This is a genomic window from Calothrix rhizosoleniae SC01 (assembly GCF_900185595.1).
In the GTDB taxonomy this organism is placed as follows: domain Bacteria; phylum Cyanobacteriota; class Cyanobacteriia; order Cyanobacteriales; family Nostocaceae; genus Calothrix_A; species Calothrix_A rhizosoleniae.
In genome coordinates, this window is sequence record NZ_FYBH01000341.1 from 18312 (window position 1) to 32584 (window position 14273).

The window sequence follows — 14273 nt, forward strand, 5'->3', positions numbered from 1 at the left end:
ATCGGGTTAATGTCACTCATGCATTACCTGGATAGATGTATTCTGTTCGCGCCAAAATTGTAAAACAAAAAGTCTTAAGGTGTAGCCACTAACACAAAAAACTTTGTGGTACTCTTCATGAATACCATCACACAAGGGTCTATCCTCATACTACAATACATCTAAGTATTACTTAGATTAAACAGAATTGAAAATGTAGCTTGTAATTCTCAGTATAACAGTATGGGTAAACCTCAAATCGCCATCAGAATTCCCCCATCTCTCCTGGAAGAACTCAACGGCTATGTTGAGCGAGCTGGTACGTCAAGGACAGTATCTCGGCTGTCAGGAAGACATCTCGTTACATCAGAGGATGGTTGAGTTGGAACAAAGACTCACCGAAGTAGAAACTAAGCTAAATATTATTTAACAATCAAAATAATGACTAATAATGAATTTAATCTCCCTAACTTTGATAATGCAGAAGATTTACTGAATGACTTATTTGAAGAAGTAAAAAGCAAAGAAAGTGAATTAGCAGGTGGAGATACTCAAGATTTAACAAGAGGAGCAACTGCAATTCAAAGATTGAAGGAAACTACAGTCACATTTGGAGATCCTCGTAGTAGATTAATTCCTCTTACCTTAGAAGGTTTTAAAGCAAAGGGAGTGGAATTAAGCTACGAAATTAAGCAATTAATGAATCAATATGATTTTTATTCTATGGTTGTTAGTGTTGATCTAAAACCGCAATCTAGTGTTTTAATTTCCAAGTTAGAATGTCAGCTTGATTTTGGTTCAAAAGGTAATCAGCAACCAATAGTACATCGCATTATCCCAGACAGTAAATGGCAAACGCTACTTAATGCGGGAGTAAGCCTGAATATGGGATTAGATGCCAATTTAGATGTTGGTATTGAGGTTGATGCTTCTGAATTAACTAAAATTGCTAATCTTCCTGATTATGATAAGTTTAAAGCTAGTGTAGGGACTAAGGATAAATTCAAAGCATTTATTGTCTTAGATGGCTTAAATTATCAATGTGGTCATTTTAATATTTTTGCTCAAGGGGAAGATAATTCTCGGTGCTATTGGCGAATTGAAGAGCCAGAAATCCAGGATAAATCCACAGTAAAATTTGACATTATTTTCAAAGTTCCTAAAGGATTAGAGTCTATTGATTTAATTGGTAATGTCTGGATTGAACCGAGTATTGATTGGTTGTGCGGTGAAGTATCTCACGTAACACAAGCTTTACCTGGTTATTTAAAAAGTTTGTTTGGGAGTAAAGAGAAAGCAGCTAAAAGCTTTGCTGTTGGGAGAAAAGAAGAATGGGTTAATGAACAACAAATTATCTTACCTAAATCATAGAGTATTGACTCATTTGTTTTTATTGAGTTTTTGAAATTTGTCAATTTTATATTTAAATTTTATAAAGATGAGTCAATATTCTTACCATATTATTGTCCCTAATGAGAATACTGTTAAAATAAAAAAATTGACTACTCAGTCAACACAAATAGAACAGTTAACTGGGAAATTAAGTCTTGATAAAATAACCAGTAATATTCAAGAAACTATCAGAAATACTGCTAACTTAAAAGATGAACAAATTCATAAAGTAGGAGAAGCTTTATTTGAGGCTTTATTTGATAGTCAATTAAGAGAAGATTTTTTATATTTTTATACAGAAGTTACCAAGAAGCAAAAACAGACATTGCAAGTTATTTTAGAAATTAATGAAATAGCGATGCCTGAAGTGGTAGCTTATCCTTGGGAGTTAATCTGTTTACCCCAGAAATATAATCAAAGGGATATTCATTTTGCAACTAACCGAAAATTAAGCTTTTTTCGTTGTCGATATCAATTAGAAGAAGAAGCAAAGCTATCCATTAAAGTTAATGAGGGTGAACAGCTAAAGATTGCTTTAGTTGTCTCTAAACCTACGGCTGAACCTCGATTAAGTAATGTAGAATATCAGGAAGTACAGCAGTATTTAAGAAGTTTAGATAGTCAATATAATCAAGTCAAATTTCTACCCGTTATGGATTCTCTGAATTCTTATAATATTTTAGAAAGATTAGAGGAAGATGAGCCAGATATTTTTCATTTTATTGGTCATGGTCAATTAATTGAAGAAAATGGAGAAGATATAGGACAAATTGCTTTTGTCAATGATTCAGGAAAAGCGGATTGGAAAGACGCTAAAATGTTCAGTCAATTATTTAATGGTCATACTCCAAAAATTGTCATTTTACAAGCTTGTGAAACTGGAAAACAATCTGAAACTAATGCTTTTAGTAGTGTAGCTTCTCGTTTAATGCTGCAAGGAATTCCTGTAGTAATAGCTATGCAATATAAAGTTTCTAACCAAATAGCCAGTACTTTTGTGAAAGAATTTTATTCACAAATAATCAAAGGTAATTCTGTTGATATTGCAGTCCAAAGAGCTAGATCCAGAATTGTTATTGAAAATGGGTTTAATCAACGAGATTTTGCTATTCCGGTGATTTATATGAATGCTTCTGATGGCTATTTATGCATTACAGAAATAGAACAAAATCCAGCTATTCCAAATAATCCTAGATTAAAATCTTTACAAAACCGAAAAGAGCAAATCAAGTCTCAAATAGTAGAACTCGAAAAGCTTAGTAATATATATACTCAATACATTAAAGCAGAATATGATGGAGCTAGAAGAAGTCGGCTTAATCGGCAAATAGATAACTATTCACAAGAAATTGATGAACTATACGATAAGCTTGATAATATTGAAGATAAAATTAAAGAAATTTAAATTTACTAGTTATATAAATGATTAGATTCAGATCCGAAAATGTCATCTAGTGGAAAATTACAAACTTTAGAAAATCGTCGAGAACGAATTGAATCTCAAATAGCAGAACTCGACAAACTTAGTAATAAATGTACTCAAGATATTAAAGCAGAAACTAATGGAGCTAGAAGAAGTCAGCTTAATCTACAAATAGATAACTATTCACAAGAAATTGATGAACTATACGATAAGCTTGACAATATTGAAGATAAAATCAATAATCTTAAATCCTCCTCACCTGAGTTAAGCTTAAATAATCACTTAGATAATCCCAAGAATCAGCAAGAATTAAGTATTGATGAATCCTTACATTATATAGATTTCAAAAAAGCTTTAGATACTTTTAACAAAATACAGTCTAAATTTAATAAAGATGGAGATGTTGCATTATTTTTCATGGAAGAACATTTAATTAAGAGTGGAAATTTATGTTTACAAAGACTAAGAGATGAAATAGCTCCAAATACTTCTAATTTTTACAGGCAACATTTTCGTTACTGTCATGTGAAATATACTTCAGGAAATTTAGAAGCAGTAATGCAAGGAATAGGTAAATTTTTTGAAGTGAAACAAGAAGAAGTTACTATTGAATTACTTATTCAAAAAATAGGTAATTCTTTACAAAATAATTCGGTTTTGTTTATAGAAATTAATTGTGATATTAGTGATGCCAGTGAAATTGAGCCGTTAATACCTTGGTTTATTAATTGTTTTTGGCAACCTTTAAAAACAAAAGTTGATACGGCAACTAAGGATTATAGAGGAATTAAAGTTGTAGCTGTAATCATTTCTGACATTTTACTGAATCCCATATTATCAACAGATAAATTATCTTTCTATTTTGATGACGATCATAATTGCTTTGACAGAAATAAATTAATTAAAATTCCTTTAGATAATTGGACAAAAGATGATATTGAAAATTGGCTGGTTAATTATGGTAATCCTAGTTTGAAAAAACTAGAAACAAATAAAATAGCTCAGAAAATTTATAACACAACCCAAGGATTCCCTAATGCTGTCTGTCTTAAATTACAACAAGAATGGCAAACTTTAATTAATACACCTACTTCTTGTTAATCAATTATAGATTCAATCATGACTTATAAATTTGAAAACAAACCCAAAAAACGACCTTCTATCCCTCATCCTGATTCACCCAAAAAGATTGAACCTTATATTGCACCTGATGAATTAATCGATGCCGTTAATTTAGCTATTTTCTTGCGTCGTCCACTATTATTAGAAGGAGAAGCAGGTTGTGGAAAAACTAGATTAGCACTCGCAGTTGCTTATGAATTAGGATTACCCTTTTATCGTTGGGATATTCGCTCAACAACTAAAGCTCAAGAGGGTTTATATGAATATGATGCTATCCTCAGACTTCATGATGTTCAAACTCAAAAAGCAAAATTAGAAAATAATAATCAATATAAAGGTAATACTAAAAACCCTGATATTCCTGAAGATTATCTAACTTTTGGAGCAATTGGTAAAGCTTTTAGGTCAGATGAACGTGCGGTAGTATTAATTGATGAAATAGATAAAGCAGATATCGATTTTCCCAACGATTTACTAACAGTTTTAGATGAACCTTGGGAGTTTAAAATTAGGGAAACAGGAGAGACTATTACTGCTAAATCAGACTGTCAACCAATCGTCATTATTACCAGTAATAAGGAAAAAGGTAATTTACCTGCTCCTTTTTTACGTCGTTGTATTTATTATTATGTCAAGTTTCCTAATAATCCTGATGCACTTCAAAAAATTGTTGACATCCATTATCAACATAAGCAAGATGTTAAAGAAAATATCAATCCTCCCCATAGTGAATTAGTCAAAAAAACAGCTGAACTCTTTATTAAAATTCGAGATGATAAAGGATTGTTTAAAATTCCCGGTACGAGTGAATTTTTAGACTGGCTAGATGCACTTTACTGTTGTCAGTCGAAACAAAATCCCCAACCTCCTTATCCTGTTAATAAGTTAAAAGCAGGGGAGTTAATTCCTTCTCGAGAGTTGATTTTTAAAATTCGTCAAGATTGGCAAAAAAATACATCTTTCTCTCAACCAAGTCCGTAAGATTGCTATTGTAAAAATTAGTTAATTTGATATTCTTATTGCAGAGCAGATTTCCAATCACTAATGTTTAAACCTGAGCCTTATTTAATAACTCTTTTTTACCGTTTGCGTGAAGACGGTTTTAATTTGAGTATCAGGGAATATTTTTCTGCTTTAGACGCAATTAAAAAAAGTTGGGGAACTCAAAATAAAGAAGACTTTAAAAAACTCCTACGCTTGTTATGGTGTAACTCTTTAGAACAACAAGATCATCTGGATTTGATCTTTGATACCATTGTCATTGAATCTGAAGAAACTGAGAAACAAACCACAAATCAACCTAGAGACACCAGAAAACCTACAAATCAAGACCAATTTGACTCAGATTCATCACAAGTTGTTTCTTCCAACACCTCAATAGAAACCCCTTCAACAGTAACAACCAAACCAGCGACTCAGGATTTATCACCATTACCCATTAGCACTCCCCAACCAATACAGGAATATGAGGATGATGATGAATTTAATACTCATTACCCCATTTCTCGCCGTTTTATGGTTTATAGTTGGCGTTATTTACGTCGTCCTATTGCTGACGGAATCAAGGATGTTTTAGATATCAAGATGACTGTAGAAGAAGTCACTAAACAAGGATTTTTCTTACAACCTGTCTATCGTCGCCGAGAAAAAAATCATGCTCATTTACTGATTTTAGTCGATCAAGAAGGCTCGATGACTCCTTTTCATCATTTTAGTCAAGATTTAGTCGAAACTGCCCAATATGAAAGTTCTATAGAAAAAGTAGATGTTGCTTATTTTCATAATCTTCCAGCAGAATACATTTATCTAGACCGTTTTTTAACCGATAAAATTTCTTTAGAAACGGTTTTAAGTAAATGTGATAGTGAAACTAGAGTATTAATCGTTAGTGATGCAGGTGCAGCCAGAGGATACCGTCACAGAGAAAGAGTTTCAGCTACAACTGAAGTAATTTGGGAAATTCAACAACATACTAATTTAATTGCATGGCTCAATCCTGTTCCTAAACCAAGGTGGAATAGTACCACAGCTAAAATTATCACTCATTTAGTACCGATGTTTCCCATGAATCAGGAGGGTTTAGTACAGTCAATTTCAACACTGCAAAGGTAAAAAAAATACATGAATCAAATAACAGATAAAATCATAGCCCAGAATAAAGTTGAGCGATTTGTCAGTCGCTTTGAATCTTCTTATCATTTGTTAGCTTGTCATGCTGCTTTACCTTTAGTATTAACTCCAGAATTAGTCAATTATCTCAGAGTCCAGTTTCTCAAAAGTGAAGGAGTACCTTGGATTGCTGAAGCTGATTTATTGCTGTCTGATTTGTGTCGTCCAGTGGGTTATGAACTTTATGTAATGGATGAAGCTGTGAGAACTTATTTATTACATAAATTAGAACAAGATAAAAGATTTGGTGAGAAAAGAATTAAGGATATTGCTCGTTTATTATTGAACTATGTTAAACATTTAGCTAAAAAAAATCCTTTTCTGAGCCGGAAAGAGTTAAAAACTCAGGAATGGGGCGCAATGTTATATTTAGATACAGAGCAAACTGTGAGAGAAATAGCAAGAGCTATTTGTGAATGTGTAGATCAAGCAGAAATAGCTCGTTTACTCAAAATTAGTAAAGACTTTAAACAACAAATAGCTTCATCAGGGCAATTTCAGGATTTTTTAGATTATGCTCAACTTGTTAATGATGCACTTAGAAACCGCGAACAAGTTAGTTTAGAAGCAATGACAAGCTCTCATGTGGTGGCTGGTGATGAGTTAACTGTACCAAAAAGTTTAGTTAATTCTTTTACAACCTTTAAAGTAGCAACCATCAAAATCACAGAAACCCACACCTTTGAGTTTACTATAGCCACCTTAGAACGTCAGTCAGGCAAAGGTAAAGGTAGAAATAAATGGGTGATTAACCGTCAACAAAGCCAAGCAGAGGGCATTATTGAGATACTAGGAGAAGGAATTGAACTCGAACTGATGAAAATTCCCACAGGGACATTCTGGATGGGTGCGCCGAAAAGTGAATTAAAAAGTCGAAACAGTGAAAGACCACAACACCAAGTAACAGTTCCATCCTTCTTTATGGGCAAATATCCTGTCACTCAAGCACAGTATGAGACAATTATGGGTAAAAATCCTTCTCGCTTCAAAGGAGATAAAAAAAGACCTGTAGAACAAGTTTCCTGGTACGATGCAGTTGAGTTTTGCGATTACTTATCCCAATATACAGGTAGACAATATCGCCTTCCCAGTGAAGCAGAATGGGAATATGCTTGTCGTGGGGGAACTACTACGCCATTTCACTTTGGTGAGACAATTATATCTGAATTGGTAAACTATAAGGCTAAACAAACTTATGATGCTGGTTCCAAAGGAAAATATAGTAAAGAAACAACACCTGTGGGTAGTTTTGAGGTAGCTAATGTCTTTGGGCTGTATGACATGCATGGGAACGTTTGGGAATGGTGTGTTGACCATTGGCATGGTAACTATGAAAATGTGCCCACCAACGGCAGTGCATGGTTAAACAAAGATAAGAATGAGAATCGTTCTCATGTGCTGCGGGGTGGTTCATGGGCCAGCGATCCTTCCTACTGTCGCAGTGCCTATCGCAGCAATAACTACTCAACCCTCCGCTTCAGCTATTTCGGGCTGCGGGTTGTGTGTGTGATTGGTGGCTCGCCCACGACTCTTAAGTTCACCAATCAGAAATGGGAATAATCCAATGCTAAAAACAAAAACAGTCATTCAATACGAACAAAGGACAGCGCAATATTTTATTGAAAACTTGGGGAATGGGGTTGAACTAGAGATGGTGTTGATTTCTAGTGGTAATTTTCCAATGGGCGCACCAGAAGATGAGGAAGGTCGCAATGAAGGTGAACGTCCCCAACACCCAGTAGCAGTTACATCTTTCTGGATGGGCAAATATCCTGTCACTCAAGGGCAGTATGAGGCAATTATGGGTAAAAATCCTTCTCACTTCAAAGGAGATAACTTACCTGTAGAAAGAGTTTCTTGGTACGATGCAGTTGAGTTTTGCGATCGCCTATCTCAATATACAGGTAAACAATATCGCCTTCCCAGTGAAGCAGAATGGGAATATGCTTGTCGTGCGGGAACTACCACTCCATTTCACTTTGGGGAGACAATTATATCTGAACTAGCAAACTATAAGGCTGAATACACTTACGGTGATGGATCCAAAGGGATTTACCGTGGAGAAACAACACCTGTGGGTAGTTTTGAGGTAGCTAATGCTTTTGGGCTGTATGACATGCATGGGAACGTTTGGGAATGGTGTGTTGACCATTGGCATGGTAACTATGAAAATGCGCCCACAAACGGCAGTGCATGGGTAGAACCTGAAAATAAAGATAAGAATCGTTCTCGAGTGCTGCGGGGTGGTTCGTGGCTCAACAATCCAGAGACCTGCCGCTCCGCCTACCGCCTCTTCAACTCTCCGGACTACGATCACCTCGCTTTCGGGCTGCGGGTTGTGTGTGTGGTTGGTGGCTCGTCCAGGACTCTTGTGTAGGCGTAGTATTCCAGCACATTAATTTTGAGTGGTTGTGGCACAGCCATCCTGGCTGTGCAATGGTCAGGCATCCCTGCCTGACCCACAAGTAATGATTTTGACCATCAGAACTTGTATATTGAGAAGAGTAGTATAATTTTTCCTTCCCCCTGCTCCCTACTCCCTACTCCCTACTCCCTGCTTAGAAGTCAGACGAGGTTTAGATTCACTCAAAACAATAATGTTTTTTCACGTCCCTACTAATTTCCCAGGTACAAGACATTCCAGCAGGAAAAGTGACTAAATCTCCTTTACCCATTTGTACTGGCTGTCCCCCTTCTGGAGTCACAATCACATCTCCTTCCAGGAAATAACAAGTTTCTTGAGCGTCGTAAGTCCAAGGGAATATGGAGACTTCCTTTTGCCAAATACCCCATTTACTTACTTCCAGCTGATTGAGGCGTTCTTGACTGGGTTGACGCTCAATTTTGATTTCCATATGCTTTTTAGTTGCTCAAGTTTAACAGTAGGATTGAATATCCTCTCCACACTGATCTACTAAATAACACAACGCCCGAAAACGCAAGCCAACCAATTGCTCATATAGAGGATTGAGTTTGCACATAGGGGGAATCTGAGCAATTTTATGACCAAATACCACAATATTACGCTCAAAAGGACACTGAGCAGGAATCAACTTGGCAATTACTTTAGCTGATTTCCGATTCTGAATTTCCAGGGAATCCAACCATTGTTGTAGAGGAGCCAAAATGTCAATGGTAGGTAGTTTAAACTGCTGTTTTTTATTTACTTGTTCTTCTTGTTGTGCAGGATTTAAAACAGGAGAAAAACTAATTTTTTGATATTGTGTGCTAATCATCTATTATTTTACCTTTGTATTGATTGTCAATTTACTTTTTTGCTTTGCCAATTTAAACCGCGTCTATCTTGAAACCCATAGTTTTTGCCTACAACAAATGTTCTATGGGTGAAAGGGCAGGGCAAACATAATATGTGGAAATATTGAATAATCTTACTGATGCCGTGCCCCTACCAGGAAAACTCCAGTTCTCAATCTAGATTAGGTTTATATTGATGTCACAACTGAGATTTGATACTGGGGAGTAAACACTGAACTGAATCAAAATGATTTACTCTCTATTGCCTTAAACTATGTCATCAATAATTTTTATTAAAGCCCACTCTATCCAGGCAAAATGTCCAATCAAATACAAAAACGAAAAAAAATATAAAGACTAATGTACATAAAATCTGATTATTGACAGTGAAAGTCCTCAGATATGGGCTTTCTAGGACAATAACAGATAGCTAAAATCAGCTTGAAGACACAGTCGAATTTATCTGCTTCAGGCTGGCTTATCCCTTATTCTGTATAGGTTTTACTAGTTGCACATTCAGATTACAGCTGCTCTTAGACCATTCACAGCTAGACAAAATGTTAATTCAGTTACATTTATTTACAAATAGAAAAATTTGGGAACCGAAGATCCATAAAATAAGGATAATGTCAACCCATCCTGTTCCCAATTCATATTTTTATAGTTAAAATTATCAATAGATTGACATCTAAATAAAAGATATTGTCATAAGTAATCAAAAAATTGTTCTGGTACGAGTCTCAGTTTTCCAGACTGGAAATGGTTGATATCGACCCATAATGCAACTTTTTCTCGTTTACCTTCTTTAAAGACCAGTTTTTCTAGTTGATAAAACTTAGGATCGACAAAATCGCATTGATAAAGTTGAATAATTTCGTGACCAGGTTGACCATTAAAGGTAAATATATTTTCCAAACATCCTAAATGCTGGATATTAGTTAACTCCGCTTGAATTTCTTCTTGAAACTCTCTTTGTAGAGCGATCAGGCTGGTTTCGCCAAATTCCACGCCACCACCCAGAGCGCGGTAAAAATCGGTTTTTTTGATCGGGTCGTAACCTTGGGAGAGAAAAATACGTTCGCCATCCCGAATTAATCCTAAAGAAATGAGGCGGATTCGATCTGATTTATGCATTATTACTACTAATTATCGTAACTAAACGAACGATGACCATTAGTTTCCTCAACGGGCCAATCTGGATTTTCGCCACCAATATAAATTTCTTCCAGAGCGACATATTCTGAAGATAGCTGTTGCAGGGCATTGATTAAAATATCAAGAGCGATCGCATCAGAAGTTCCCAGATCAAACCAACAACGCCCCCATTCCCTTTCGTATTCAAAGTCACCCATATTATGCATGAGTGCTAGTAAACTATTGTCATATCCTTGGGAATCGTAATTCATGTAGCTGATTTCTAGTCCAGTTTCCTGTATTTGGAGATTTTCGGCATTAAACGCCCCTAATTTGCCCAAATAAAACCAGGAGTCGAATAATTCTTCTACATATTGCTTTTCTTGTTGGGAAGGAACAGTAGTGAATTTGAACCAAATCCACAAATCGAATTGGTTAACTTCCCGGAAATGTATTTCCATTCCCTTTATTCATTTAAATTTAGTTTACTAGAACACAATATCTTAATTTTAAGAAAGATGGGTCAGGAAGAGGCGGGGGAGCAGGGAGCAGGGAGCAGGGAGCGGGGGCTTGTATTCTTTTACTTCTCGGTCATTTCCGTTCCTTCCCAATTCAAAAATTAAGAATACACTCCTTCTGTGCTTCACTGCTGATTTAGGCTCTTTTTAGCTTTGCGGTGTTCGCGTTTGATTTGTTTCACCATACCAGCAGGTAGTTGGGATTTCTTGGCTAAGGCTTTATCAAAATGAGCGATCGCTTCTTGCATTAATTCTTGATTTTTACTTCTATTTGCCCGTGCCCGCAGGATTTGAGCTTTGAGATAATATAGTTCTGGGTTATCAGCAGTTTTCTCTAATGCTCGGTTAGCATACTTGAGGGCTTGATCATACTTTTTCATATCCCGATAAGCCAGGGCAATACCCCTATCTACCAGATACTGGGGAGCAGCATTTTTTTCCAACCGTTGAATTGCTTGCTCGGGACTAGCAAAAGGCAAATTTACAGCTAACATGAGATCCATGTATCCCTTGAATAAATTCAGTTCTGGATCATCCTTGGCAATTGCTTCTGCTTTATCTAGATGATCATAGACTTGACGTAATTTAACTAATGCTTGGGGTGTACCTTTAATCGTTCCTTCACGCTTTAAATTTAATGCGCCTTCTAGGAAATGACCAACAGCTACATATAAATTTCCCCGTAAGGGATCTTTGGCTACTAATTTTTTGGCTGTTTCCAGGGTTTTGCGGCTATAAGTATCTAATGCAGTCCAATTTTCACTTGTGTATGCTAAAGAAGCCTTCATTGCATAAGCTAAAGGCTCACCTACATCCTGAGATATTGCTTGTTTTAAGTAACGTTCAGCTGTGGGATAATTACCCTGTTGAAAAATTGCTTTAAAAGCTTCTTCTGTAGTGTTCCCTATTTGACGTGTCTGCTGAGTTCGGAATGGATCTGCTGCCAGGGATGGACTTATCCAAACATTGAGCAAAATTGCTACCAAACAAGTAACATTGAGGGTATTCGCTAATCTCAAAGACACTAGTGGTTGAAGTAATGAAAAACTTTTAATTATTTTAATCATTAGTCCCTTCAGAAAGAATACTGTTGGAGTCGTTGTGTATATTACTTATAATGCAGGAAAAACATACTAGAATCACAACTATTATTGTTCAACACCTACAAAAAACTTGACTGTGGTAATTGTTCTAAGTTCCATTTTCTGGGTATCTATTATTTCACAAGTAATTTTGTCACAATAAAAAAAGCATCTTGCTGAATTAAAAATTAATGGTAGTGGTGATCACCTGGCAATGTTACCTTATGTAGAAACTGAAATACTTTCGGATTTTTGCGATCGCGCTTGTGTTTACTTAATTAGTGAGTTGCTGACTTTTTATATTTTAGGTAATCTTAACGAATGCTTTATCTTAAAGACTTAATTTATCACCCTACAGCTTGTCCCACACCGATTCTCAAATCCATTAACCTAGAATTAACCACCCAGCAGTTAGGTCTGATTATTGGACCAAGTGGTTCAGGAAAAAGTACTTTATTAGAAATTTTATCTGGGCTAGCGCAACCGACATCAGGTTCGATTTTCTGGCGAGAGCAACAGTTAGTACCGGAGCAATTACAACAATTAGCTGGATTAGTGTTTCAGTTTCCTGAACGGCATTTTTGTGGCGCAACCATTTTAGAGGAATTACGTTTAGGACATCCGGAGTTAGGGACAGAACGGGTGAGACAAGCTTTAAGTGAGGTTGGGTTGGATCATTTGTCTTTGAGTACACCACCCCATGATTTAAGTGGGGGTCAGCAACGGCGTTTAGCTTTAGCAGTACAATTAATCCGTCAGCCCCATGTATTACTGTTAGATGAGCCGACAGCAGGGTTAGATTGGTCAATTCGTCAGCAATTGGTAAGCTTATTAGCAAAACTCAAAAAAGATTGGACCTTGTTAGTTGTCACCCATGATGCAGGAGATATGTTAGCGATCGCAGACAAATGTTGGACAATCAAACAAGGGGAACTCGAATCCGTAGACCCCATGACCCTAAATCAAAAAATTCAACAACCCCTGACACTAGCATGAAATATCTGTTGATAGTTTAAATTTCTCCACTCTTTCTAGGAGAACACCAAAAAATAAATCTCCAATTTCATCAACTCGAGCTACTTTCTTTACTCCCCTACTCCCTACTCCCTACTCCCTACTCCCTACTCCCCTACTCCCTACTCCCTACTCCCTACTCCCTACTCCCCTATTCCCTACTCCCTACTCCCTACTCCCCTATTCCCTACTCCCTACTCCCTACTCCCTAATCCCTGCTCCCTACTCCCTGCTCCCTGCATCCCGAGTGATGATTTTTTATTTGGAAGTCCCTAGGAATGTAAATATATTGCAGGCATCATCCAGTAAGACCGAGGTAACTGTAGACTGACAACAAGAGAAGTTTTTCCATTCCATGATGATTATGTCAACTACTTCTAACCTCTCCTTGCGTGAACAACAAAATCCTCTAATTCGTCAACTGGCTGATTGTATTGAAGCAGTTTGGCATAAGTATCTTGACTTATCGCCATATGATTTACCTGCGGAATTAGGATACGTTGAAGGAAAGTTAGAGGGGGAGAAACTCACCATTGAAAATCGCTGCTACCAAACACCCCAATTTCGCAAAATTCACTTGGAATTGGCGAAAGTAGGACCTGTACTGGATATTTTGCATTGTGTCATGTTTCCCCGTCCGGAATATGACTTACCCATGTTTGGCTGTGATTTAGTGGGTGGTAGGGGTCAAATGAGTGCAGCGATTGTCGATCTCTCTCCGGTTAATACTGGATATTTACCTGTATCTTATATTAATGCCCTATCTGCTCTCAAACCCTTGGAATTTTCCCAACCCCGTAAATTACCTGATTGGGGTGATATTTTTTCGGAGTATTGTACTTTTATCCGTCCTAGTACCCCAGAAGAAGAAACCTTATTTTTGCAGCGGGTGCAGGAATTTTTAGAAATTCATTGTAGTTTAGCGATCGCTTCTGACCCTGTATCTCCAGAGCAAATGAAGCAGATTCTTGCAGGACAGCTCAATTACTGTACTAAACAACAAAAAAATGATAAAACTCGCCGTGTACTAGAAAAAGCTTTTGGTACGGACTGGGCAGAGCACTACATGAATACTGTTCTATTTGATTTACCCACAGAAAAAGTCGAGGAAGAGGAGAGCAGGGAGCAGGGAGCAGGGAGCAGGGGAGAAAAGGGGAGCTGACACAAATAAATTTGGAGGCTTGT

13 protein-coding genes and 2 pseudogenes are annotated in these 14273 nt (G+C 36.7%); 10 read left to right on the forward strand and 5 right to left on the reverse strand.

From position 1 onward, the window contains the following. Positions 1 to 222 precede the first annotated feature (222 nt). The 8 genes and pseudogenes from CALSC_RS20895 to CALSC_RS20930 all read left to right on the forward strand — a co-directional run. Positions 223 to 360, forward strand: a complete 138-nt coding sequence (locus CALSC_RS20895; RefSeq protein ID WP_235006876.1) for a hypothetical protein — start codon at positions 223 to 225, stop codon at positions 358 to 360. A 60-nt stretch (positions 361 to 420) separates the two neighbouring features. Further along, positions 421 to 1350, forward strand: a complete 930-nt coding sequence (locus CALSC_RS20900; RefSeq protein WP_088243195.1) for a hypothetical protein — start codon at positions 421 to 423, stop codon at positions 1348 to 1350. Between the two features lie 67 nt (positions 1351 to 1417). Next, positions 1418 to 2776, forward strand: a complete 1359-nt coding sequence (locus tag CALSC_RS20905) for a CHAT domain-containing protein (RefSeq protein ID WP_088243196.1) — start codon at positions 1418 to 1420, stop codon at positions 2774 to 2776. 39 nt (positions 2777 to 2815) lie between these two features. Beyond that, entirely contained in the window at positions 2816 to 3895 is a 1080-nt protein-coding gene (locus tag CALSC_RS20910) for a hypothetical protein (RefSeq protein ID WP_088243197.1), read from the forward strand. 18 nt (positions 3896 to 3913) lie between these two features. After that, on the forward strand, positions 3914 to 4897 hold the full coding sequence (locus tag CALSC_RS20915) for an AAA family ATPase (RefSeq protein WP_088243198.1): 984 nt from the start codon (positions 3914 to 3916) through the stop codon (positions 4895 to 4897). A gap of 63 nt (positions 4898 to 4960) precedes the next feature. Further along, positions 4961 to 6028, forward strand: a complete 1068-nt coding sequence (locus CALSC_RS20920) for a VWA containing CoxE family protein (RefSeq protein WP_088243199.1) — start codon at positions 4961 to 4963, stop codon at positions 6026 to 6028. A gap of 9 nt (positions 6029 to 6037) precedes the next feature. Beyond that, entirely contained in the window at positions 6038 to 7645 is a 1608-nt protein-coding gene (locus CALSC_RS20925) for a formylglycine-generating enzyme family protein (RefSeq protein WP_088243200.1), read from the forward strand. A 22-nt stretch (positions 7646 to 7667) separates the two neighbouring features. Next, positions 7668 to 8462 (forward strand): annotated as a pseudogene (locus tag CALSC_RS20930) (formylglycine-generating enzyme family protein); the annotation flags it as partial. A gap of 205 nt (positions 8463 to 8667) precedes the next feature. Here the strand turns inward: CALSC_RS20930 and CALSC_RS20935 are convergent. The 5 genes from CALSC_RS20935 to CALSC_RS20955 all read right to left on the reverse strand — a co-directional run bounded on the left by CALSC_RS20935 (position 8668) and on the right by CALSC_RS20955 (position 12050). Next, complete coding sequence (locus CALSC_RS20935) at positions 8668 to 8940, reverse strand: cupin domain-containing protein (protein ID WP_088243202.1); 273 nt, start codon at positions 8938 to 8940, stop codon at positions 8668 to 8670. 21 nt (positions 8941 to 8961) lie between these two features. Next, positions 8962 to 9321: a Mo-dependent nitrogenase C-terminal domain-containing protein gene (locus CALSC_RS20940; protein ID WP_088243203.1), complete on the reverse strand. Its 360-nt coding sequence runs from the start codon at positions 9319 to 9321 to the stop codon at positions 8962 to 8964. A 724-nt stretch (positions 9322 to 10045) separates the two neighbouring features. Continuing rightward, positions 10046 to 10474, reverse strand: coding sequence for an NUDIX hydrolase (locus tag CALSC_RS20945; protein WP_088243204.1), 429 nt, complete (start codon positions 10472 to 10474; stop codon positions 10046 to 10048). Between the two features lie 8 nt (positions 10475 to 10482). Beyond that, positions 10483 to 10935 (reverse strand): DUF3531 family protein, encoded by a 453-nt coding sequence (locus CALSC_RS20950; RefSeq protein WP_088243205.1) that lies wholly within the window; start codon positions 10933 to 10935, stop codon positions 10483 to 10485. A gap of 182 nt (positions 10936 to 11117) precedes the next feature. Next, positions 11118 to 12050 carry a Sll0314/Alr1548 family TPR repeat-containing protein gene (locus CALSC_RS20955; RefSeq protein ID WP_339386940.1) on the reverse strand — a complete coding sequence of 311 codons (933 nt, stop codon included), beginning with the start codon at positions 12048 to 12050 and terminating at the stop codon, positions 11118 to 11120. A 345-nt stretch (positions 12051 to 12395) separates the two neighbouring features. Between CALSC_RS20955 and CALSC_RS20960 the strand changes: the two genes are divergently transcribed. Then, positions 12396 to 13070: an ABC transporter ATP-binding protein gene (locus CALSC_RS20960; RefSeq protein ID WP_088243207.1), complete on the forward strand. Its 675-nt coding sequence runs from the start codon at positions 12396 to 12398 to the stop codon at positions 13068 to 13070. Positions 13071 to 13452: 382 nt separating this feature from the next. After that, positions 13453 to 14181: pseudogene (locus CALSC_RS20965) on the forward strand (phycocyanobilin:ferredoxin oxidoreductase); the annotation flags it as partial. Positions 14182 to 14273: the final 92 nt, after the last annotated feature.